General features: G+C 62.2%; 21 protein-coding genes. 18 read left to right on the top strand and 3 right to left on the bottom strand.

Going from position 1 to position 21860, the window contains the following annotated elements:
- Positions 1–2: 2 nt before the first annotated feature.
- Positions 3–1082: a sugar phosphate nucleotidyltransferase gene (locus tag KRX51_RS02575; RefSeq protein ID WP_218361383.1), complete on the top strand. Its 1080-nt coding sequence runs from the start codon at positions 3–5 to the stop codon at positions 1080–1082.
- Between the two features lie 258 nt (positions 1083–1340).
- On the top strand, positions 1341–1700 hold the full coding sequence (locus tag KRX51_RS02580; protein ID WP_304505729.1) for a WhiB family transcriptional regulator: 360 nt from the start codon (positions 1341–1343) through the stop codon (positions 1698–1700).
- Positions 1701–1790: 90 nt separating this feature from the next.
- Here KRX51_RS02580 and KRX51_RS02585 read toward each other — a convergent pair whose 3' ends face one another.
- Positions 1791–2252: a metallopeptidase family protein gene (locus KRX51_RS02585; protein WP_218361384.1), complete on the bottom strand. Its 462-nt coding sequence runs from the start codon at positions 2250–2252 to the stop codon at positions 1791–1793.
- 178 nt (positions 2253–2430) lie between these two features.
- On the opposite strand from KRX51_RS02585, the gene KRX51_RS02590 reads away from it, so the two are divergent.
- Genes KRX51_RS02590 through manA form a run of 4 tightly spaced genes read left to right on the top strand, consistent with a single transcriptional unit; the run spans position 2431 to position 6429 of the window.
- Positions 2431–2808, top strand: a complete 378-nt coding sequence (locus KRX51_RS02590; protein WP_218361385.1) for a DUF3499 domain-containing protein — start codon at positions 2431–2433, stop codon at positions 2806–2808.
- A 57-nt stretch (positions 2809–2865) separates the two neighbouring features.
- Positions 2866–4248 (top strand): phosphomannomutase/phosphoglucomutase, encoded by a 1383-nt coding sequence (locus KRX51_RS02595; protein WP_218361386.1) that lies wholly within the window; start codon positions 2866–2868, stop codon positions 4246–4248.
- Positions 4249–4287: 39 nt separating this feature from the next.
- On the top strand, positions 4288–5268 hold the full coding sequence (locus tag KRX51_RS02600) for a hypothetical protein (protein WP_218361387.1): 981 nt from the start codon (positions 4288–4290) through the stop codon (positions 5266–5268).
- A 6-nt stretch (positions 5269–5274) separates the two neighbouring features.
- Complete coding sequence (manA, locus tag KRX51_RS02605) at positions 5275–6429, top strand: mannose-6-phosphate isomerase, class I (protein ID WP_218361388.1); 1155 nt, start codon at positions 5275–5277, stop codon at positions 6427–6429.
- A gap of 11 nt (positions 6430–6440) precedes the next feature.
- Here the strand turns inward: manA and KRX51_RS02610 are convergent, their stop codons facing one another.
- Positions 6441–7040: a hypothetical protein gene (locus KRX51_RS02610; RefSeq protein WP_218361389.1), complete on the bottom strand. Its 600-nt coding sequence runs from the start codon at positions 7038–7040 to the stop codon at positions 6441–6443.
- A gap of 173 nt (positions 7041–7213) precedes the next feature.
- On the opposite strand from KRX51_RS02610, the gene ahcY reads away from it, so the two are divergent.
- From ahcY to secA, 8 genes are all read left to right on the top strand, one after another.
- Complete coding sequence (gene ahcY / locus KRX51_RS02615) at positions 7214–8653, top strand: adenosylhomocysteinase (RefSeq protein ID WP_218361390.1); 1440 nt, start codon at positions 7214–7216, stop codon at positions 8651–8653.
- Entirely contained in the window at positions 8653–9297 is a 645-nt protein-coding gene (locus KRX51_RS02620) for a dTMP kinase (RefSeq protein ID WP_370624990.1), read from the top strand. Before ahcY ends, KRX51_RS02620 begins: the two co-directional genes overlap by 1 nt.
- Positions 9298–9324: 27 nt before the next feature.
- Positions 9325–9999: an MtrAB system response regulator MtrA gene (gene mtrA / locus KRX51_RS02625; RefSeq protein ID WP_218361391.1), complete on the top strand. Its 675-nt coding sequence runs from the start codon at positions 9325–9327 to the stop codon at positions 9997–9999.
- A gap of 4 nt (positions 10000–10003) precedes the next feature.
- Positions 10004–11731, top strand: coding sequence for an MtrAB system histidine kinase MtrB (gene mtrB / locus KRX51_RS02630; protein ID WP_370624991.1), 1728 nt, complete (start codon positions 10004–10006; stop codon positions 11729–11731).
- Complete coding sequence (locus tag KRX51_RS02635) at positions 11728–13494, top strand: LpqB family beta-propeller domain-containing protein (RefSeq protein WP_218361392.1); 1767 nt, start codon at positions 11728–11730, stop codon at positions 13492–13494. Before mtrB ends, KRX51_RS02635 begins: the two co-directional genes overlap by 4 nt.
- Positions 13495–13503: 9 nt before the next feature.
- Entirely contained in the window at positions 13504–14169 is a 666-nt protein-coding gene (locus KRX51_RS02640) for a ComF family protein (protein ID WP_218361393.1), read from the top strand.
- A 152-nt stretch (positions 14170–14321) separates the two neighbouring features.
- Positions 14322–14978, top strand: a complete 657-nt coding sequence (gene hpf / locus KRX51_RS02645) for a ribosome hibernation-promoting factor, HPF/YfiA family (protein WP_218361394.1) — start codon at positions 14322–14324, stop codon at positions 14976–14978.
- A 122-nt stretch (positions 14979–15100) separates the two neighbouring features.
- Positions 15101–17800: a preprotein translocase subunit SecA gene (gene secA / locus KRX51_RS02650; protein WP_218361395.1), complete on the top strand. Its 2700-nt coding sequence runs from the start codon at positions 15101–15103 to the stop codon at positions 17798–17800.
- A gap of 24 nt (positions 17801–17824) precedes the next feature.
- Here the strand turns inward: secA and KRX51_RS02655 are convergent, their stop codons facing one another.
- Positions 17825–18289 carry a hypothetical protein gene (locus tag KRX51_RS02655; protein WP_218361396.1) on the bottom strand — a complete coding sequence of 155 codons (465 nt, stop codon included), beginning with the start codon at positions 18287–18289 and terminating at the stop codon, positions 17825–17827.
- A 116-nt stretch (positions 18290–18405) separates the two neighbouring features.
- On the opposite strand from KRX51_RS02655, the gene KRX51_RS02660 reads away from it, so the two are divergent.
- The 4 genes from KRX51_RS02660 (at position 18406) to KRX51_RS02675 (ending at position 21856) form a co-directional block, all read left to right on the top strand.
- Entirely contained in the window at positions 18406–18816 is a 411-nt protein-coding gene (locus KRX51_RS02660; RefSeq protein WP_218361397.1) for an HAD family hydrolase, read from the top strand.
- Positions 18816–19307, top strand: coding sequence for a hypothetical protein (locus KRX51_RS02665; RefSeq protein WP_218361398.1), 492 nt, complete (start codon positions 18816–18818; stop codon positions 19305–19307). The genes KRX51_RS02660 and KRX51_RS02665 overlap by 1 nt, the downstream gene beginning before the upstream one ends.
- A 74-nt stretch (positions 19308–19381) precedes the next feature.
- Positions 19382–20422 carry a ferredoxin reductase gene (locus KRX51_RS02670; RefSeq protein ID WP_218361399.1) on the top strand — a complete coding sequence of 347 codons (1041 nt, stop codon included), beginning with the start codon at positions 19382–19384 and terminating at the stop codon, positions 20420–20422.
- 108 nt (positions 20423–20530) lie between these two features.
- Entirely contained in the window at positions 20531–21856 is a 1326-nt protein-coding gene (locus KRX51_RS02675; protein WP_218361400.1) for an acyl-CoA desaturase, read from the top strand.
- Positions 21857–21860: the final 4 nt, after the last annotated feature.

Consider the following 21860-nt stretch of genomic DNA (forward strand, 5'->3'; position numbering starts at 1 on the left):
CGATGGTAGACACCGCCCAGACTGATGCGGTCATTCTTGTCGGCGGCAAGGGCACTCGCCTGCGCCCGTTGACGGTGAATACCCCCAAGCCGATGTTGCCGACTGCGGGTATGCCCTTTTTGACGCACTTGCTGGCCCGCATTCGCGATGCCGGTATGCGCCATGTGGTGTTGGGGACGTCGTACCGCTCGGAGGTTTTCCGGGAGCATTTTGGTGACGGCGCGGACCTGGGCCTGGAGATCGAGTATGTCCATGAGGATGAGCCGCGCGGTACCGGTGGCGGTATCCGCAATGTGTTGGACCGGCTGCGCTATGACACTGCGATGGTGTTCAACGGCGATGTACTCGGCGGCGCAGACCTCACCGCGGTGCTCGATACGCATATCACGAATAACGCCGACGTGACCCTGCATCTGGTGCGGGTGGCTGATCCGCGCGCCTATGGCTGTGTCACTACTGACGCCGATGGCCGGGTGGAGGCATTCCTGGAGAAAACCCAGGACCCGCCGACTGACCAGATCAATGCTGGTTGTTATGTTTTCCGCCGCTCGGTGATTGAGGATATTCCCGATGGGCGGCCGGTGTCTGTGGAGCGTGAGGTCTTCCCGAACCTGCTGGAGCAGAATGCACGGGTTTTCGGCCATGTGGATCATTCCTATTGGCGCGATATGGGTACCCCGGTTGATTTTGTGCGGGGGTCGTCGGATTTGGTGCGCGGTATTGCGCCGTCGCCACTATTGGACGGCTCGCATGGGGAAAGCCTCGTTGACGTTTCGGCCTCAGTAGGGGGCGGGGCTTTGCTGTATGGCGGCACGGTGGTGGGCCGTGGCGCGGAGATTGCCGCTGGTTGTCGCCTGGATCAGGCGGTGATTTTCGATGGTGCCTATATCGGTGCTGGGGCCACGATTGAGCGGTCGATTATTGCCGCTGGTGCCACGATTGGGCCGCGTGCGGTGATCCGTGATGCGGTGATTGGTGAGGGCGCGGATATCGGTGCGCGCTGTGAGTTTATTGGTGGTGCGCGAGTGTGGCCTGGGGTGACGATTCCCGACGGTGGCGTGCGTTTTTCCACTGATGTGTAGGGGGTTTACCCGTTATGCGCCGCGTCCGCGGCGACTAATGCAGAACCCTCAACTTGGTATTGATCCCCGAAGCGGGGGGAATTTTGGAAAAGTTTCCCCTGCATGATCGGCGTGTCGCGCTTTACATGTCACAAAGCGCTTGACCACACCTGGGTTTCACGTGTGTAATCACAATCATGTGATTGCGGCACAGGCCGTAATTATTGGGTATTCACCCAATGCAATTGACACACCTACGCCGACGGGAGGGCCGGGTACATGGATGACGCCAGCGTGCGCGGCCAAGCCGAGCTCGATACGAATATGGGGGAAGCTCGCGTGAATGACGCGACCGCGGTGGAACATATCCGCCCGCTGGCTGACTGGACTGGCGATCTTCCCAACCTCTTCGAAGCAGTTGAGCAGGACTGGCAAGAACAGGCACTGTGTGCCCAGACCGACCCGGAAGCTTTCTTCCCGGAAAAGGGTGGTTCCACCCGTGAGGCGAAGCGTATTTGCCGCGCCTGCGGGGTTCGTGATGAATGCCTGGAATTCGCCCTGGCTAATGATGAGCGGTTCGGTATTTGGGGCGGCCTTTCTGAGCGTGAGCGCCGCCGCCTGAAGAAGCGTCTCGGCTAGTGCGACAGGTGGCCTAGCCCAGATCCACAATGAACTCCCAGCGCAGTGGTGTGCTGGGAGTTTTTGCGTGCCGACGGCCGGGGCGGGTGTTTATTCAGTCCAGTCGTGCCAGCGTGAATCAACGACCTCCGGGGTGAGGTTGAGGTGCACTCCAACAAGTTGCACCAGCACACGCGAGAGCAGTTCTTCGAGTTCAGCGCCGCCGCCAGCGCGCAGTTCGATGGGGCGCCGGAAAATCACAATCCGGGGGCGGGTGGGTCGGCCCATTTCGTCCACGCCGGCGGGAATGAGGCGGCCTAGGGGCACTGCCCCGTCGGCGGCGATTTCGTCGGGAAGTACGGTGCCGGGTCGGACGTGCATGCGGGGCACTGTGTCGACAGCGATATCGAGGTGGGTGAGGTGATCGCGCCAGCGTTGTTCGATGGGGGCGTAGGCGTTGAGCACTGCTTGGTCGAAGGCTTCGCGGCGACTGCGCCAGCGCGGGGTTTCCGGCGGCAATAGCGGACCGCGTAGGCCGTGGCCGCGGCGGTCGTGATTGCGCATTGTGCTCATGGCCTATCAGGTTAGGCGGCGTGGTGGCGGTTGTGGCGTCGGCGCGCAGGGCGGCGTCGGCAAAGCGTGGTTGAGTCTGGGGTAGGGGGTTGCTTGTGGGGTGCTGTGGTGGGTGGAAAATGGGGGATAGTCATAATCCGACTGTCTAAACCTCAAGTTTGGGTCTAGACTTTCCGGCGTGAGTCAATTCCGTCGCTGCTCCCGTCCAGGCTGCGGTAAACCTGCCGTGGCCACCCTGACCTACGCCTACGCTGAACAAACAGCTGTTGTGGGGCCATTGGCTGCTGCCAGTGAACCGCACAGCTGGGACCTCTGCGATCGACACGCGCAGAAAATCACCGCCCCGTGGGGGTGGGAATTAGTCCGCTACGACATCCCCCAGGAAAACTCCGACGAAGACCTCACCGCCCTGGCCGAGGCCGTGCGCGAGGCAGGCCGCCAGGCCACCGGACTGGTGCTGCGTGAAGAAGGTCGCACCACCTGGCAAGAAAATCCGCCGAACCGGCACCCCTCGCGGCGCCGCGCGCATCTTCGCGCTGTCCCCGACCCGGAGTAAACTCACCTTCCTGTGCCTGGGCCCGATGCGGCCCACTTCAACAACCACGGGAGAGCAATGACCACGCGTAGTCGCTCCGAGATTGATGCGATCATTAAGGCCTACGACATCCGCGGCGTCGTCGGCGAGGGATTAGACGCCCAGTTCGCCGAGGACGCCGGTGCTGCCTTCGGCCACCTCATCGCCCAAGACAATGCGGAATCCGCCGTCATCGCGCACGATATGCGCGACTCCTCGCCGGAATTGGCCACCGCCTTCGCCAAAGGCGTCACCAGCCGTGGCCTCGATGTCGTCTTCATTGGGCTGGCTTCGACCGATGAGCTCTACTACGCCTCAGGCGAGCTGAATATGCCCGGCGCCATGTTCACCGCCAGCCATAACCCGGCGAAGTACAACGGCATTAAGCTCTGCCGCGCCCTGGCAACCCCCATCGGCCAGGACACCGGACTCGGCGATATCGCCGACATGCTCGTCGACGGGGTGCCCGCCGTGGCCGACGATGTCCAGCCCGGCGAAATCACTCACCGCGACATGCTCTCCGGCTACGCCGAATTCCTGCACGGCCTGGCCCCGGTGACTGGCCGCAAGCTCACCGTCGCTGTCGACGCGGGCAATGGCATGGCCGGCCTGACCGCCCCGGCAGTACTGGGCGATATCACTGACCTGCGGGAGCTGTATTTCGAGCTCGATGGCAATTTCCCCAACCACGAGGCCAACCCCCTCGAGCCGAAAAACCTGGAGGACCTGCAGAAATTCACTGTCGACCAGGGCGCCGATATCGGTATTGCCTTCGATGGTGATGCTGACCGCTGCTTTGTTGTCGATGAGTTAGGCAAGCCGGTGTCGCCTTCGGCTATTTGCGCCCTGATCGCCGAGCGGAGTCTCATTGATGACCCAGGTGCGACCATCATCCACAACCTCATCACCTCAGCTGCGGTGCCGGAGCTGATTGCGGAATTGGGTGGCATTGCGGTGCGCACCCGGGTGGGCCACTCCTTCATTAAGGCCCAGATGGCCAGCACCCATGCTGTGTTCGGTGGTGAGCATTCCGCGCACTACTACTTCCGGGACTTCTTCAATGCCGATTCCGGGATGCTCGCGGCATTGCATGTGCTCGCCGCGCTGGCTGAAACCGACGTGCCGCTGTCGCAGCTGAAGGCCAAGTACGACGTCTACGTCCAGTCCGGAGAGATTAACTCCCGCCTGGACAGCGCCGAGCAGCAGAAGGAACGCCAGGAAGCTGTGGCGCAGGCTTTCGTCGACCGGACTCGTTCCATTGATTATCTCGACGGGCTGACCATCGGGGTGGCTGATTCGAAGGCGTGGTTCAATGTGCGCGCGTCCAATACGGAGCCGCTGCTGCGCCTGAACGTTGAAGCCGAAACCGCAGAAGACATGGCGGCGCTGCGCGACGAGATTCTTGGCATTATCCGCGCCTAGCATCCCATTTTTGGGCCCTGAGGGGGCACACTGAAGGGTATGGATATGCGCAGCATGCTGTTCACCGCCGCCGCCGAGGGCGCTCATCTTCGGGCCGCCGCCTCGGCTGCCGATGGCCCGCTGTCTGGTTTAGGCATGCCCCGCAGCGTCATTCTCATCACCGGTGAGGCCCGTGCGCGGCTGGCCGCTGAGGCCGTTGTCGCCTTGGCCAGTGATGCCCGGTGCCCGATTATGGTGGCCCGGTATGTGCCGCACTTTACTGGTGCGCTGGACCTGGTCATGGTGCTTACCGACGACCCGGGCGATGAACTAGCCGCCCGTTCTCTTGCCGAGGCCGACCGCCGCGGTGCCGCCACGGTATTAGTCGGCCCGGATGAGGGCCCGGTGCGCCATGCCGCCAGCTCGTCGACGGTGCTTATCCAGCGGCCCACGATGAGCATAATCGGGTCGTTTTGTGGCTATATTGGTGCTGTTTTCGCCACCCTGACTGGTGCCGGGGTATCTGGGCTAGGCCCGGCTGCGGTGTTGCGTGATGTGGCAGACGCGGTGGATGCGGAGGCGATTGCCTGTTCGGCGGAGCGGGATCTGCTGGTCAACCCGGCCCGCCAGCTTGCGGAGTGGGTGCGCGGTCGCAGTGTGGTGTTCGCCGGCGATGGGGAAGTGTGGCGCACTGTTGCCGAATTGGCCGCGGCCTGGTTGTGCGATGCTGGGGTGACCGCTCATGGTGCGGCGTTGACCGATGTGCTGCGCGCGGCACATACTTTTAGCCCACGGGTTGATGATATTTTCTTTGACCCAGAGTTCGACGATCCTGCCGCGGCGCCTGCCGGCCCGCCTCGTGGGGCGGTCGTGTTGACCTCCTCGGAGAACCTGGAGGCCACGACGGCCCGGGTGGGGGAGTTGCCGTGGGTGCGGGTGGAATGCCCTGCGGAGGATGTTGAGGTACATCATCAACTTGTTGATGTGTGCGTGTCTGCAGCGCGGGTAGCCGCGGCTGCTGCTTATGTGATGGAGGAATGACGAGTCATGGAGCGTATTGAGCCTGCTGTTCAGGCCTACCCGTGGGGTTCGCGGACTCGCATTGCCGAGTTGCTCGGCCAGCCGACGCCAAGCCCCCGCCCGCAGGCGGAGTTGTGGTTTGGTGCCCACCCCTCTGCCCCGTCGACGGTGGGAGGTCGCCCTTTTACTGAGGTGCTTGCCGACGACCCGGCCGGCCAACTCGGTTTTGAGGGCGAATTGCCGTTTTTGCTGAAGGTGCTGGCCGCCGATGCGCCGTTGTCATTGCAGGCCCACCCGACGTTGGAGCAGGCGCGTGCTGGTTATCAGGCCGAGGATGCCGCCGGGGTGCCGCTGACGGCCCCGCAGCGCAATTACCGCGACCCGAACCATAAGCCCGAACTGCTCATTGCCTTGACCCAGTTCGATGCCCTGGCGGGTTTCCGCCCGGTGGAGCAGACCCGTGAACTCTTTGCTGAGCTGGCGATCCCGGAGTTGGACCACTACACGGTGGTGCTTGATGACGATGAGGGTCTGCGGTGCTTATTCGCCACCTGGCTGACCCTGCCGGGACGAGTGTTAGGCGAGTTGGTGGAGACCGTGCGCCAGCGCTGCGCGGAATACACCGGCGGCGGTTGGATTGGTGAGGTCGCCAAGACCACGGCGGCTATTGCAAAGCGCTATCCCGGTGATTCTGGGGTGCTGGCGGCAATGCTGTTAAACCGGGTGAGTTTGCAGCCCGGCCAGGCCATTTTCCTTGCTGCAGGCCATTTGCATGCCTACCTCGGTGGTATGGGGGTGGAGATCATGGCCAGCTCGGATAATGTGCTGCGCGGTGGTTTGACGTCGAAGCATGTCGATGTGGTTGAGCTGCTGCGGGTATTGACGTTTAGCACGGTGGCTGACCCGGTGATTGACCCTGAGTGCGAAGGCCAGTTGTGCCATTACCCAACTCCAGTTGGGGAGTTTGAGATCTCTTCGGCCCGTGTGGGGCAGGGCCATACTGTCACCGCCAGTGGTCCCGCAATGGTGCTGGTGACTGAGGGCGAAGCCCGCATTGGTGCTACCCAGACGTCCCAGGGCCAGGCGATGTGGCTGCCGCATGGTGAGTCGGCTGGGGTGACCGCGTTGGGTAGCGCGCAGGTCTTTATTGCAACTATCCCTAAGGGCTACTCCGCCGCCTAGGGGCTGCCTGCTTAGCTGAGGCTGCCTCTGCTGGAGGACGGGGGAGTAGTCGGCGCCGGGGAATCATCGGCTTCGCCGTCCGGTTCGCCCTTGGGTTGTTCCGGCGGCTCGGTGGGCTCGGTGGGCTCAGGGGCGTTGCGGAAGTCCGGGAACGGGTTTTCCGGCTCCGCCGGTTTCACCGGCAGCAGCGGCACTGGGGGTTTCGGCTCGGGAATCGGCGCGCTGGTGGGCGTTTCTTCCGGTGTTGTCGACGGGCTCGTCGACGGGCTTGTCGACGGTGCCTGCGTGGACTCAGTTACCGACGGGGTGCTGCTATTCGGCTGCGGCGTGTAGCTGGGGCGCACAGGTGCCGGCGGCGCTGTGGGCAGCGGACGATTATCCGGGATGACCGCGTGGGGCGGCATGAACGGATCAGCGTCGGGCTGAGTATTAGCGTCGACGTCGCGGGGAGTGGTCTTCAACGTCGTGGGCGGGGTTGTCTGCGTCGTGGACGGCGCCGGCGACGAATTGCCGGCCTTTTCCGGAATGACCACGTTATCGCTGCACGAGGTAATGAAGGCGGAGCCGACAAGCGCTGCTGCTAGGCAGGTGAGCGTGGTTGCGCGCCTCATGGCCCTCCCTCGGTGGACGCCCCAATAGCATCACGGTTGAATTACGGTATCGTCACGATAGCACAGCTGGGTCAGAGATCTACCCGGAGAAAATAATGAGTGTGTGAAGAACTCCGGCGCTATTCAGATAGCCTTGGGCATCGCAACACCGTCGAGTGGAAACAGGATGCCCCATGTTCGAGTACAAGGTCGCTGACCTCACCCAGGCCGATTCCGGCCGACACCAGATTCGCCTCGCCGAGCATGAGATGCCCGGTTTGATGGCACTGCGCGAAGAATACCGAGGCGAGCAGCCATTGGCCGGGGCCCGCATCGCCGGCTCCATCCACATGACCGTCCAGACCGCGGTGCTCATCGAAACCCTGACCGCACTCGGCGCCGAAGTGCGGTGGGCATCGTGCAATATCTACTCCACCCAGGACGAGGCCGCCGCAGCCGTCGTCGTCGGTGATGGCACCCCAGATAACCCCACCGGGGTGCCGGTTTTCGCCTGGAAGGGCGAAACCTTGGAGGAATACTGGTGGTGCTTGGAGCGCGTTTTCGACTGGGGCGACCAGCTGCCCAATATGATTCTCGATGACGGCGGCGACGCCACCATGGCCGTCGTCCGTGGTCTGCAGTTCGAGGAAGCCGGTGTCGTTCCGCCCGCCGAGGCCGACGATCCCGACGAATACGTTGCTTTCCTCGACATGCTGCGCCGGGTTGCTAAGGACCGCCCCGATTTGTGGACGCGCACCGCGAAGTCCGTGCGTGGTGTCACCGAGGAGACCACCACCGGTGTGCACCGCCTTTACCACTTCGCTGAGGAGGGCATTTTGCCGTTCCCGGCAATGAACGTCAACGACGCGGTGACGAAGTCGAAATTCGACAATAAATACGGCACCCGGCACAGCCTCATCGACGGCCTCAACCGTGGCACCGACATGCTCATCGGCGGCAAGTCCGCCCTGGTCTGCGGCTATGGTGACGTCGGCAAGGGCTGCGCGGAGGCACTGGCCGGCCAGGGCGCCCGCGTCCAGGTCACCGAAGCCGACCCGATTAACGCCCTGCAGGCACTGATGGATGGTTTCCCGGTCACCACGGTGGAACAGGCCGTCGGCACCGCAGACATCATCATTACTGCCACCGGCAATATGAACATCATCACCTTCGAGCACATGCGCCGGATGAAGGACCACGCAGTGCTGGGCAATATCGGTCACTTCGATAATGAGATCGATATGCAGTCGCTGCACCGCCGCTCCGATGTGCGCCGCATTGAGATTAAGCCGCAGGTGTGCGAGTACGTCTTCCCGCATGAGGACGGTGCGGACAAGTCCCTCATCGTGCTGTCCGAGGGCCGCCTGCTTAACCTGGGCAATGCCACCGGGCACCCGTCGTTTGTGATGTCCACCTCCTTCGCGGACCAGACCATCGCCCAGATTGAGCTGTTTACCCGCGCTGAGGAGTACGGCACCGGTGTGCACCGTCTGCCGAAGATTCTCGACGAGAAGGTCGCCCGCACCCACGTGGAGGCCCTCGGCGGCGAGATCACCAAGCTCACCAAGGAACAGGCGGAATACATCGGTGTCGATGTCGAGGGCCCGTATAAGCCCGAGCACTACCGGTACTAATGATGATTATTGCGATCGAAGGTATCGACGGCGCCGGCAAAAATACCCTGACCACACAGCTGCACGACCAGCTCACTGCGGCGGGTAAAACCGTCACCCGGCTGGGTTTCCCCAATTACGGCGCAACTCTTTTCGCCGACCTGGCCGATGACGCCTTGCACGGCAGGCTTGGCGATACCGCCGACTCGGCGTGGGCGATGGCGTTGCTCTTCGCTCTCGACCGCCGGGATAGCAGCGGTGCGCTGGCCAGTGCGGTGGACAGTCACGATGTGGTGCTGTTGGACCGGTACGTGGCGTCGAATGTGGCCTATACCTTGGCGCGCACAATGGACTCCACCATTATCGGCTGGCTTGAGGAGCTGGAATTTGGTCGCTTTGAGCTGCCCCGCCCGCAGCTGACGGTCTACCTGGAGGCCCCGGTGGAATTGGCGGCCCAGCGTGCTGCTGGCCGGGAGGTCGCCGATGCTGCCCGCACTCGTGACCGCTACGAGCGGGACGCGGACCTGCAGTCCCGCACGGCAGCGGCCTATCGCCAGCTTGCCGACGCGCAGTTCGGCGGCCCGTGGATAAAGGTGGCGGCGCAGGAGAGCACCGCTGATTCCGCCCGGAAAGTCCTGGCCGCTGTGGCCGAGATGAACCGGTAGCCGCCGTCCTGGTTAGACTAAAGGGTTATGAGCGCGAAAATTCTCGTGGTGGATGACGACCCCGCCATCTCCGAAATGCTGAATATGGTCCTCGAACGGGAGGGCTTTGCCACTGTCGTCGTAGGCGATGGTGCGGAAGCAGTAACAGCGGCTGAACGTGAGGACCCCGACCTCATTCTGCTCGACCTGATGCTTCCCGGCATGGGCGGTGTGGACGTATGCCGCACGATTCGGGAACGCTCCAGCGTGCCTATCATCATGCTGACCGCCAAGACCGACACCGTTGATGTGGTGCTCGGCTTGGAAAGCGGTGCCGACGACTACGTCACCAAGCCGTTCAAGCCCAAGGAACTCGTTGCTCGAGTCCGGGCCCGGCTGCGCCGTCAAGACGATGAGCCCAGCGAGGTCATTGAGGTCGGCGACCTCAGCATTGATGTGCCCAGCCATGTGGTTTCCCGCGGCGGTGAAGAAATCGCGCTGACCCCGCTGGAATTTGAGTTGCTGTGCACCCTGGCGTCGAAGCCGAAGCAGGTCTTCACCCGTGAGGAACTGTTGGAGAAGGTGTGGGGCTACCGCCACTCTTCGGATACTCGTCTGGTCAATGTGCATGTGCAGCGGCTGCGTTCGAAGATTGAACGCGACCCGGAGAATCCCCGCATTGTGCTGACCGTGCGCGGTGTTGGCTACAAGACCGGGGAGTAGTTCGGTGTCCCGTTTGGGACGGGCCTCGAGGGACTGGTTTTTCTCGGGGTTCCGCTATTTCAGGACTGTTTGGCGCACCTCGTTGCAGGCCCGGGTGATTATCCCGGTCCTCATTGTCACCAGCCTTGTCGTCGGTGTTGTGGGTGTCGGCTTGGTCTCCATCGTTACGTCGCGATTGCTGGACCAGAAACTCGCTGTTGCCAATGAGGAAATTGACCGTGCCCGGATCACGGTGGAGCAAGAGGTCAGTGAGTTGTCTGCGGATACTTTGCAGGCCCAGCTCAATGTGGTGCGGGAAGCCCTGGTGGATCGCAATGAGACCGGTGATCAAGGTTTATTGGCCGTCTACCAGCCGGTACTGATCGCCCCTGGGGACACCCCGGGTTCTATTGTGTCCTCGCCGGGGAATCTGCAAATCCCGAAGGAATTGCGTGCCTTCGTCCAGCAGAACCAAGTTAGTTATCAGTACGCCACCATCGACGGCGCCGATGATCAGTATTCCGCCCTCATTATTGGCACCCCAGTCAGTAGCGATATCAATGGTCTTGAGCTGTATTTGATCATGCCGCTGACGGCGGAGCAGTCCACCTTGTCGTTGGTGCGTGGCCTTTTCGCTGGTGCGGCCTTCATTATGATTCTGTTGCTCATCGGCATCGTGTGGCTGTTCGCTAACCAGGTCACTGCCCCGGTGCGGCAGGCCGCGAAGATCGCGGAACGTTTCGCCCGTGGACATCTGCGTGAACGTATGACTGTTCAGGGTGAGGACGAGATGGCTCGCCTGGCGGTGAGCTTCAACTTGATGGCCGAATCGCTCTCCCAGCAGATCCGCCAGCTGGAGGAGTACGGCTCCTTGCAGCGCCAGTTCACCTCTGATGTTTCCCATGAGTTGCGCACACCGCTGACCACGGTGCGGATGGCCGCCGACCTCATTGCCGATGGTGCCGAGGATCTCGACCCGACCACCCAGCGCGCCTCTGAGCTGATGATCGACGAGCTGGACCGCTTCGAGATGCTGCTCAACGACCTGCTGGAGATTTCGCGTCACGACGCTGGTGTGGCCGAACTGTCGGCCGAGCGTATTGACCTGCGCCAGTGCGTCACCGCCGCGATGGCCCCGTTGACTGTTGTGGCCCGCGATGTTGGTGCCGAGGTGCGGCAACACTTGCCGGAAGAACCACTGTTGGCTGAGGTCGATACCCGTCGTGTGGAGCGGGTGCTGCGCAACCTGTTGGCTAATGCCATCGACCACTCGGAGGGCAAACCCATCGATATCGATATGGCGGCCAATGAGACCGCGGTGGGTATCACCGTTACTGACCACGGCGTGGGCATCAAGCCCTCCCAGGAGGAGTTGGTCTTCAACCGATTCTGGCGTGCTGACCCGTCCCGTGAGCGGCGCACTGGCGGCACCGGCCTGGGTTTGGCGATTGCCCGCGAAGACGCGATGCTGCACGGTGGCACGCTCGACGCCCACGGCTTTCCCAGCGGGGGTTCGCGCTTCCGGCTTACCCTGCCATTGGTGGCGGGTGAGCCTCTTGGCCAGCCGCCGTTGGCTCTCGACGCGCCGCCTCATCCCATCGACCCTGACGCTGAACCAGAACGCCCCGCCGAGTCCGAGCCCGCTGAACCGGAAGGCGCTGAGCTAGACAGCGCCGGCCCGCACAGCAACGGCCCGGTTATTGACCCGGAATATGACCCAGACACTGCTATTCCCGAGGAGCCGCAGCAATGAGCGCACCCACCCCGCGCCACTTTCGGCGTTTCCTCGCGGCGATGACTGTTGCTGCGTTGACGTTGAGTGGTTGCACCTCGCTGCCCACCAATTCTGATCCGCAGGCCTTGCGTAGTTTCGCCGATCGGTCCCGCAGCATGGATATTCCGGTGCCGCGGCCTGATATCGCCCCGGATTTGGTGCTGCGCGATTTCATTACCGCCATGGCGCACCCCACCGATGACCACGCCGCTGCGCGCGCATTCCTCACCCCGGTGGCCAATGCCAACTGGAATCCGGGCCGGCGCACGCTGGTCGTCGAGGGCGTTAATGTGCTCGCGTCTGATGATGCTGGGGCCGGTAAGGCGGTGTATTCGGCTTCGGCGAAGGTGCTGGGGCAGGTCCGCGGCGGCGGGGCCTATGAGCAGTCCGGCGGCACTTGGCGGGGCGATATTGCTATGGTGCGAGACCCCTCTGGCCAGTGGCTTATCGACGGCTTGCCGGACGGCATTGTCATGGAACGGCAGTCTTTTACTGATACGCATATCGCCCGGAATTTGTATTTCGTTGATCCCACCGGCAACTACTTGGTGCCGGACCGGCGCTGGATCTATAAGGGCACCGAAACTGATCAGGCCGTATTGCTGGATTTGTTGCGTCGGGGGCCGCGCCCCCAGATGGCCCGTGGTGTGAGCACGTCGCTGCAGGCCTCGGCTTCGGTGGAGGTGACTGGGGTTGATGAGCCGGTCACTCAGGTCTCCTACGCCAACGTCGGCCAGCTCGACGATAGTCAGCAATTACTGTTGGCCGCGCAGACCGTGTGGACCCTTTCGAAAGCGGGGCAGCGCGGCCCGTGGAGTATCACTGTCGATGGCCGTGCACTATTGGGGCGCCAAGGCCAGAACTGGACTCGGGATTCCACCGAGATTAAGCCTTATGACCCCGAACAAGGCCCGGCTGACCGGTCGAATCTGCGGGTTCTTGGCGACGGTGCGCTCTACACCGTGACCAATAAAGGCGTTGAGATCGGCGAAGGCCCGTGGGGTGCTGGTGAACCATTCTTGGTATCCGCGGCGATGGGTATTGATGTCACTGGTGATGAGATTTATGCAGCAGTGGCTCGTACCGAAGGCAGCCAGACCAAGGTTGCGCAGCTCTATGTGGGGCGCCCAGGCCAGCAGGCGGAAAGCCCCTTGTCCGGGGAGACCTTGACTCGCCCGAGTTGGTCGCCTGGGGCATCAGGGGTGTGGACGGTGCGAGATGGTGATGAGGTGCGCCGGATAGCGTGGTCCTCGGCATCATCGGGCCTGGTCAGTGAGGAAGTCGATATTTCTGCGCTGGATAGCTTTACCGGCGAGATCTCCGAGCTGCGAATCGACCCGACGGGCACCCAGGCGGCGTTGCTTATCGACGGCAAGCTTGTCTTGGCCACCATCGTGCAAACCACGAAGGGGCCCTGGCAGTTGGTGACGCCCCGGGAGATTTCGCTGCCGGAGGGCACCGCTCCGCTGTCGTTGGCGTGGGCGCCGGATTCGACGATTCTGGTGGGCGCCTGGGGTACGGAGGCGCCGATTTGGCGGGTGCAGCCTGATGGGTCATCGAACTATATGGTGCCGAAGGTGAATCTGACTGCCCCGGTGACTGTGGTGGCGGCTTCGTCGACACGCATTTTCGCCCTCGATGAGAATGCGTTGATGGAGTTGGTCAGCGACGAGGGGGACCAGCAATTCTGGCGCCCGGTACCGCATGTGTCGGGCCGTGCCGCCCCGGTGACCGCCGAGTAGGCCCAGGCGATGGTGGGGTTTGGCGCGCTGTTTGACCTGATCAGTCCGGCGCGCTGCCCGGGATGCAATATGGCCGGTGTGGCAACGGTGTGTCGGGACTGCCGGGCTGTTTTCGCTGCGGCGCCGGCACCGATCTCGCCACGTGTGGTAGTTGGGGTGCCGGTGTTTTCCTGTGGGCTTTATGCCCACCAACGCCAACATGTGGTGCTTGCGGCTAAGGAGCATGGCAACCGTGCGGCCCGCAATGTCATGGGTGCGGTATTAGCTGCGGCGGTGGGCAGACTTGCCGCGCAGGGCGAGATTCCAGATCCCAGGGTGGAGCCTGTGGTGCTTATTCCGGCGCCAACGCGGGTGTGGTCGGCACGCCGGCGTGGGGGAGACCCAGTGGCGTATGCCTGCACAATCGCGGCGGCGAAACACACCGATCTAAAAGTGGTACGAGCAGTGAAAACCACTGGTGGCGCGATAGATTCGGTGGGCCTGAGTGCGGATCAGAGGCGTCGTAATCTGGCCGGAAATATCGCACTTACCCCAGCGGTTAGTCGCGCCCATCATGCGCACGCGATCCTCGTTGACGACGTGCTCACTACGGGGGCGACTGTCGCCGAAACGTCGCGAGTCTTGCGTGCGGCGGGGGTGCAGGTGGCATCTGCGCTGGTCTTTGCGCACGCCTAAATAGGGGGAGCCTGCGTCGTTGTGATTGTCATATTGGGTATGGCATCGGGGGCACCCAGGGCGGTATTCTTAGAAGTGCACAACGTCGTCGGGATCGCGTCGAATAATCCGGTTCGATGCGCACGACGGCCCAACGCAGAGGTAGGAAGCACGTGTCGACACCTGCTGACAATAACGAGACCCTCAGCCCCAACGCCCAGGTGACCATCACCGGCCGCAACGTTGAGGTCCCGGAACACTTCGCCGAGCGAGTGAAGTCCAAGCTCGCGAAAATTGAGCGCCTCGACCCCACTTTGACGTTCTTCCACGTCGAGTTGCAGCACGAGCCGAATCCGCGCCGCGGCGATCGCACTGACCGCATTCAGATCACAGCCACCGGCAAGGGCCACCTTGCCCGTGCCGAGGCCAAGGAGGACAGCTTCTACGCTGCCCTTGAGACCGCCCTTGGCAAGCTGGATCGTTCCCTGCGCAAGGTGAAGGCACGCCGCAAGATCAGCCGCTCCGGCCACCGGGCACCTATCTCCGTGGGCGAAGCTACCGCTGCCCTGGTGGAGGAAGCCAAGAATGAGGCTGTGAAGGCTGACCCGTATGAGGATCAGGTCGAAGAGGCACAGCTCGGCCAGGTGGTGCGCACCAAGGAGCATGAGGCCACCCCGATGAGCGTCGATGCTGCACTGTCGGAAATGGAGCTGGTCGGCCACGACTTCTACCTCTTCATTAACGAAGAAAACAGCCAGCCGTCGGTGGTCTACCGCCGCCACGCCTACGACTACGGCTTGATTACGCTGACCGAAAAGGGCGCCGAGTAATCACTGCGTACGTCTAGTCCACACCCCCGGAACACGCGCCTGGCAAGGGGCCAGGTGCTGGGCCGGGGGTTCGCCCTTATACTTAGGCAGTCATCACTCCACGTCGGAAGGGGTCACCTCCCGTGTTCTCGTTGTCCAAATTGCTCCGCGTCGGCGAAGGCCGCGCTGTTAAGCGCCTCAAGTCCATCGCAGATCAGGTTCTCGAACTCGAAGACGAGTACTCGGAGCTGTCCGACGAGGATCTCCGCTTAAAAACTGAGGAGTTCCGCACCCGCATCGCAGAAGGCGAAAGCCTCGACGACCTGCTGCTGGAGGCGTTCGCTACCGCACGTGAGGCCTCCTGGCGTGTTCTCGGTCAGAAGCACTACCCGGTGCAGATTATGGGTGGTGCAGCCCTGCATTTCGGTAACGTCGCCGAGATGAAAACCGGTGAGGGCAAGACCCTTACCTGTGTGCTGCCGGCCTACCTTAATGGCCTCGAAGGCAAGGGCGTGCACGTCGTTACGGTCAACGACTACCTCGCCAAGCGCGATGCGGAGTGGATGGGTCGTGTGCACCGCTTCTTGGGGCTATCGACCGACGTGATTCTTTCCGGCAAGGGCCCAGCTGCCCGCCGCGAGGCCTATAACGCCGACATCACCTACGGCACCAATAACGAATTCGGCTTCGACTACCTGCGCGACAATATGGCGCACAACCTCGATGACCTGGTGCAGCGTGGTCACCACTACGCCATTGTCGACGAGGTTGACTCGATCCTGATCGACGAGGCGCGTACGCCGCTGATTATCTCCGGCCCCGCCGATGGCGACCCGAAGTGGTACCTGGCGTTCGCCCAGATCGTGCCCGGCATGCGCCGCGATATTCACTACGAAGTCGATGAACGCAAGCGCACCGTCGGTATCCGCGAAGAAGGTGTCAGCTACGTCGAGGACCAGTTGGGCATCGACAATCTCTATGCCGCGGAGAACTCCCAATTGGTGAGCTACCTCAATAACGCCATTAAGGCACGTGAGCTGTTCACCCGCGATAAGGACTACATCATCCGCAATGGTGAGGTCCTCATTGTCGATGAGTTCACCGGCCGTGTGCTCGATGGTCGCCGCTATAACGAGGGCATGCACCAGGCCATTGAGGCCAAGGAGGGGGTGGAGATTAAGAAGGAAAACCAGACTCTGGCCACCATCACCTTGCAGAACTACTTCCGGCTTTATGACAAGCTCGCCGGCATGACCGGTACCGCCGAGACGGAAGCCTCGGAGCTGCACCAGACTTACAGCCTCGACGTGATGGCGATTCCCCCGAACCGCCCGGACCAGCGCCAGGACCACCCGGACTTGGTGTACAAAACCCAGGAAGCCAAGTTCGCTGCGGTGGTGGAGGATATCCGCGAGCGCACCGAAAACGGCCAGCCGGTGCTCGTCGGTACCGCCTCAGTGGAAATGTCGGAGTACCTTTCCCGGTTGCTGCAGCGCGTTGGCATTAAGCACAACGTGCTCAACGCGAAGCATCACGAACAGGAAGCCGAGATCATTGCCGAGGCTGGTCGCCGTGGTTCTGTGACCGTGGCTACCAATATGGCCGGCCGTGGTACCGATATTGTCTTGGGCGGCAACCCCGACATTATTGCCGATATCAACCTGCGTGCCCGCGGCCTGGACCCGGTGGAAACCCCGGATGAGTACGAGGCCGCCTGGGATGATGAGATCGCCCGGGTGCGCGCTGCCGCCGAGAAGGAAGCAGACGAGGTCCGCGAATGTGGTGGCCTCTACGTGCTGGGCACTGAGCGCCACGAGTCCCGGCGTATCGATAACCAGCTGCGTGGCCGTACCGCCCGTCAGGGTGACCCGGGCGAGACCCGGTTCTACCTGTCGATGCGCGATGAGCTGATGGTGCGTTTCAACGGTCAACGTATGGAAGCGCTGATGAATACGCTCAACGTGCCCGATGATGTGCCGATCGACTCCAAGTTGGTCACCAACTCCATTAAGAGCGTGCAGACGCAGGTGGAGAGCCAGAACTTCGAGATCCGTAAAAATGTTCTCAAGTACGACGAGGTGATGAACCAGCAGCGCAAGGTCATCTACTCCGAGCGGCGCCGGATTCTTGACGGTGAGGACCTGCGCGACCAGGTGCAGTCGATGATGGATGAGGTCGTCGATGCCTACGTCGACGGGGCCACTGCCGAAGGCTACGTCGAAGACTGGGACCTCGATGAACTGTGGAACGCCCTGCAGGCCCTGTATGGCCCGTCAATGCAGTGGCAGGATCTGGTCAACGGCACCGAGTATGACGCCGCAGGTGACCTGTCCGATAGTGAACTGCGCAAGGCCGTCCACGACGACATCACCGGCCAGTACGCCGAACTCGAGGAGGCTGTTTCTTCCCTCAGCGGCGAGGAGCAGATGCGCGCCATGGAGCGCTTCACCATCTTGAATGTGATGGACCGGAAGTGGCGCGAGCACCTCTATGAGATGGACTACCTCAAGGAAGGCATTGGCCTGCGCGCCATGGCCCAGGCCGACCCGCTGGTGGAGTACCAGCGAGAAGGCTACGACATGTTCCAGGCCATGATGGACGGCATTAAGGAAGAGTCGCTACGGCAGCTGTTCCTGGTGCGCCAGCAGGTCAAGAACGCCGAGGAAGCCCGCGCTAATAGCGAGCAGGACCGCGTGACCGAACGCGTTGTCACCCCCGAGATGGAGGCTGAGCGCAAGCCGGAGCAGATGACCCTATCTGGCCCCGGTGAGGACGGTGCCGCCCATGCCCGCCGCGAAAGCGGTGCGGGCAACCGGGCGCAGCGCCGCAAGCGCCGCAAGTAGCGCTGCCGCTACACCTTCTCGTAGCTAGATCAGTCGCAAGGCCGTGACTGTCCAGGTGCCTCCGGGCTCCCGGTCAGCACGGCCTGCGAGCGCTCGCACCCCTTTTGGTGTGCCCCACGTGCCCACAAAATGCGCCTCCGTCCCGCACCGGCGCGGGTCGGTATGCAGCGAGTGCAGGGCCGAGCCCTTAATGCCGCCGCGGCGCAGCCGGGTGGTCAGGCCAGCGCGCACAATCGACGAGATCGGGATCTGGCGCAAAACCGTGTCCGGGCGGCGCCCGGCGAGCACGTCAAAGGCCAGGTTCAACACGCGGGTGAGTTGGGCATTAAGTTCTGGGTTGCGCGGCACCGGGCATGGGTGCACCACGCGAGCGGCTTTGTCGCTGGTGCTGCCATCGTCGGCAAGCGGGCGCGCGTGCTGTTGTGCTGCCGTGGCATCTGGTTGCGGTGGCCCAAGGCGGTGCAGAATCTGGAAACCCGCGGCGGGCACGAGAGTGGCCGAATCCTTTCGCAAGACTGTCTCCCCCCAAGACATCTGGTGCGGTCATGACGAATTGTGACAGTAGGAGCAAGCCTTTGCACCTTGACGCGGTTACAGTGGTCTGCATGCGAGGACTGATCGTGGACTATTGCGGCGTTTTGGATGGTTCTGAAGAAGAACAGGCACGGTGGCGCAAACTGCTGCGCGCTGCCGGCAAGAATGGTGTAGCTACTGCTGTGCTGTCGAATGATCCCGGTGGATCGGGCGCGGACCATATCCGCGAGCTAGAAACATCCGGTGTGGTCGACACAGTGGTTCTTTCCGGCGAGGTTGGGGCGGAAAAGCCCGAGCCGGAGATTTTCGATATCACCGCTGAGCGCCTGGGCCTGCCGGTTTATGACTGCGTGTTAGTGGATGACTCGATTGTCAATATCCACGGCGCCGTTGAGCACGGGCTGGTGGGCGTGTTCTTCCAGCAGTTCGACCGGGCACTGGTGGAAATCACTGGCCTATTCGAGCTTGAAGGCGAATTCTGATGCGCGTCTATATCCCGGCGACCTGCGAGATGCTTGAGCACTTGCGCGATAGTGGCGATATCACTCCGCTGCGTGGCTGGGGTTTTGCGGTGACGCAGCAGGTGCGGGATTTCTTCGATGACGCCGATGAGGATGAGCTTGCCGACGTTGCCCTCACCGACGCGGCATTGGCGTCGCTGCGGCTGTTGACTCATTACGACGGGGATTTTCCGCACCGTCGAGTGGTGGTTGCCGCCGATGTTGACGCCACGGAAGACCCCGAGATGGGGGAGACTGTGGTGCGCATTGCCGGTGCGGTGCCGTTGGCCAAGGTGTCTTCGGTGCATGTGGATGTCGCTGCGGCGGAGTCGCTGGTGGCTACTGCGCTTCCAGAAGTCGACAAGGCTGACCTTGGCGATGAGGACGCGGAGCTGACCGTTGGTGATGCTCAAGAACTCGAGTTGGCCTGGTACGACGTCAGTGAGTTACCAGTGTTACTGGAATTAATTTAGTTTCGTACATTCAATTTGCCCCCAAGGTTACGCCACCGTAACCTACTAAAGCGTAACCTACGTGAGGGGCATCAATGAGTCTTAGCCAATGGGTGCGCCGCGGATTTACCGCACTGTCGACACCACTGCTGCCAGACGACTACACCGTGCTGGTCAACCCACTGTGGTCCGCCCGTGAACTGCGCGGCCGGATCATCGCCGTCAACTACCCCGCCGACGATGTTGCCGAACTGGTTATCCGTCGCGGCTGGGGAGTACCCAGCGATTTCCACGCCGGCCAACATATCGGCATCGGGGTGCGCGTCAACGGCCAGTTCGTCTGGCGCTCCTACTCACTGACCTGCCCACCAGGCCCGCAGGACGGCAATCTTGTAATCACCGTCAAAGCCATCCCGGATGGTCGGCTCTCCACTCACCTGGTTGCTCATGCCCACCCTGGCTCCGTGGTGCGCCTGGCCGCCCCGGCCGGGGATTTCCACCTACCGGAACCAGTCCCGGCCAAACTGCTGTTCATCACCGCCGGTACTGGAATCACCCCGGTGATGTCGATGCTGCGGCACTTAGCCGCCCAAGCGTCCTTCCCCGACGTTATCCACCTGCACTCTGCGCGTACCGACGCCGAGGTGCTCTACGCCGCAGAGCTTCATGAACTGGCTCGCCAGCAGCCCGGCTATGACCTGCGGCTGCGTATTACCAGCACCGAAGGTCGCCTGCGTGCCGACGACCTGCCCGCCCTCATCAGTGACCTCGACGACCGCGAGGTCTACGCCTGTGGGCCCACCGCGATGCTTGATGATATTGAGCGCGTCATCCCCGGTGCACACAGTGAACGATTCACCCTCGACCGCGGTAGCACTACCGCTGCTGGCGGGGTGGTGAGCTTCCCCGGTCGCGGCGAGATTGAAGTTGACGGTGCCACCACGATCCTCGAAGCGGGGGAGAAGGCGGGCATCCAGTTGCCCTATGGCTGCCGGATGGGCATCTGTGCCACCTGCGTGCGCCAACTCGACGGCGGTACCGCACGCGACCTCCGCACCGGCAATACCCACGAAGCCGGCGACCGAGTGCGGGTGTGCGTCACCGTGCCCGCCGGAGACGTCGTCATCGCGCCATAACCCCGGCCCCGCCAGCCATGCGGGCCCGGTAAAGGCACTGCGGGACCGCACAGGCGGCGTTCTTGATGTTCTGTCCTTGCTGCTCTTATTCCACAGGAGACAATTCTCATGGCTATTACCAACATCGCCTCATATGCCCACCTCACCGATGAGGATATTGCCGCCATCGGTGCCGAACTTGACCAGATCTACGCCGATATCCGCAATGATCTCGGCGAGCGCGACGTGCGCTACATCAAAAACCTCATCCGAGTGCAGCGCGGCCTTGAAGTCGGCGGGCGCCTGGCCCTGCTCATCCCAGGCAAGCGGGCGCTGAAATGGGGCGGCATCTCCGCACTGGCCCTGTCGAAGATCATTGAGAACCTCGAGATTGGCCACAACACCATGCATGGCCAGTGGGACTGGATGAACGACCCGGAGGTGCACTCCGCGACCTGGGAATGGGATAACGCGTGCCCGGCATCTGGCTGGAAGCACTCGCATAATTTCGTGCACCACAAGTACACCAACGTCATCGGCATGGACAGTGACGTCGGCTACGGCATTCTGCGCGTGACCCGGGACCGTCCCTGGCAGCCCAAGCACCTCGCCCAACCGGCGGTCAATGTCATCCTGGCGTCACTATTCCAGTGGGCAGTGGCGTTCTATGACGTCGAATTGGGCCGCGTATTCAGTGGCAAAAAGGACTGGTCTGAGGCCAAGCCCCAGCTCATTGAGGTCATCCAAAAATCACGTAATCAGGTGGTCAAGGACTACCTGCTGTTCCCCACCTTGGCTGGGCGTCGTTATGGCGAGGTCGCTAAGGCCAATGCGATGGCGAACCTGATTCGGTCTGTGTGGGCCTACGCAGTGATTTTCTGCGGGCACTTCCCTGATGACGCAGAGACCTTCACCAAGGAGCAGTACAAAAACGAGGACCATAACCAGTGGTACCTGCGCCAGATGCTGGGCAGCGCGAATTTCCATGGCGGGTTCTTGCTCTCTGTGCTTTCCGGCAACCTGAATTACCAGATTGAGCACCACTTATTCCCGGATATGCCGTCCAACCGGCTTGCTGATGCGGCGAAGAAGGTCCGCGATATCTGCGACCGTTACGACCTGCCGTATAACACTGGCTCTTTCTTCGAACAGTTCCTGCAGGTCCAGCGCACCTTGTTGAAACTGACTCTGCCGCCGCAGCTGATGGCTGCGGATAAGAGCAATGCCCCCGAGGTCCGTTCGGATGCCGCATTCGATAATCACCCGATTATCGAGGAGGTACTGGACCCGCTAGCGCACCCGCGTAAGGGCCTGCGTACTGGTCTGCGGCTATTGAAGAAGGTTCGACCGACCACGAAGGAGGCCTTCCAGATTCTGCTGGGCCGTCGTCGTCGCGGTGACCAGATGGAGCATTTGGCGCCGAACCCGGTTGAGTCCCAGCCGCTGGCCGCCTAGCAGC

The sequence above is a fragment of the Corynebacterium sp. TAE3-ERU12 genome (genome assembly GCF_019209905.1).
GTDB lineage: Bacteria > Actinomycetota > Actinomycetes > Mycobacteriales > Mycobacteriaceae > Corynebacterium.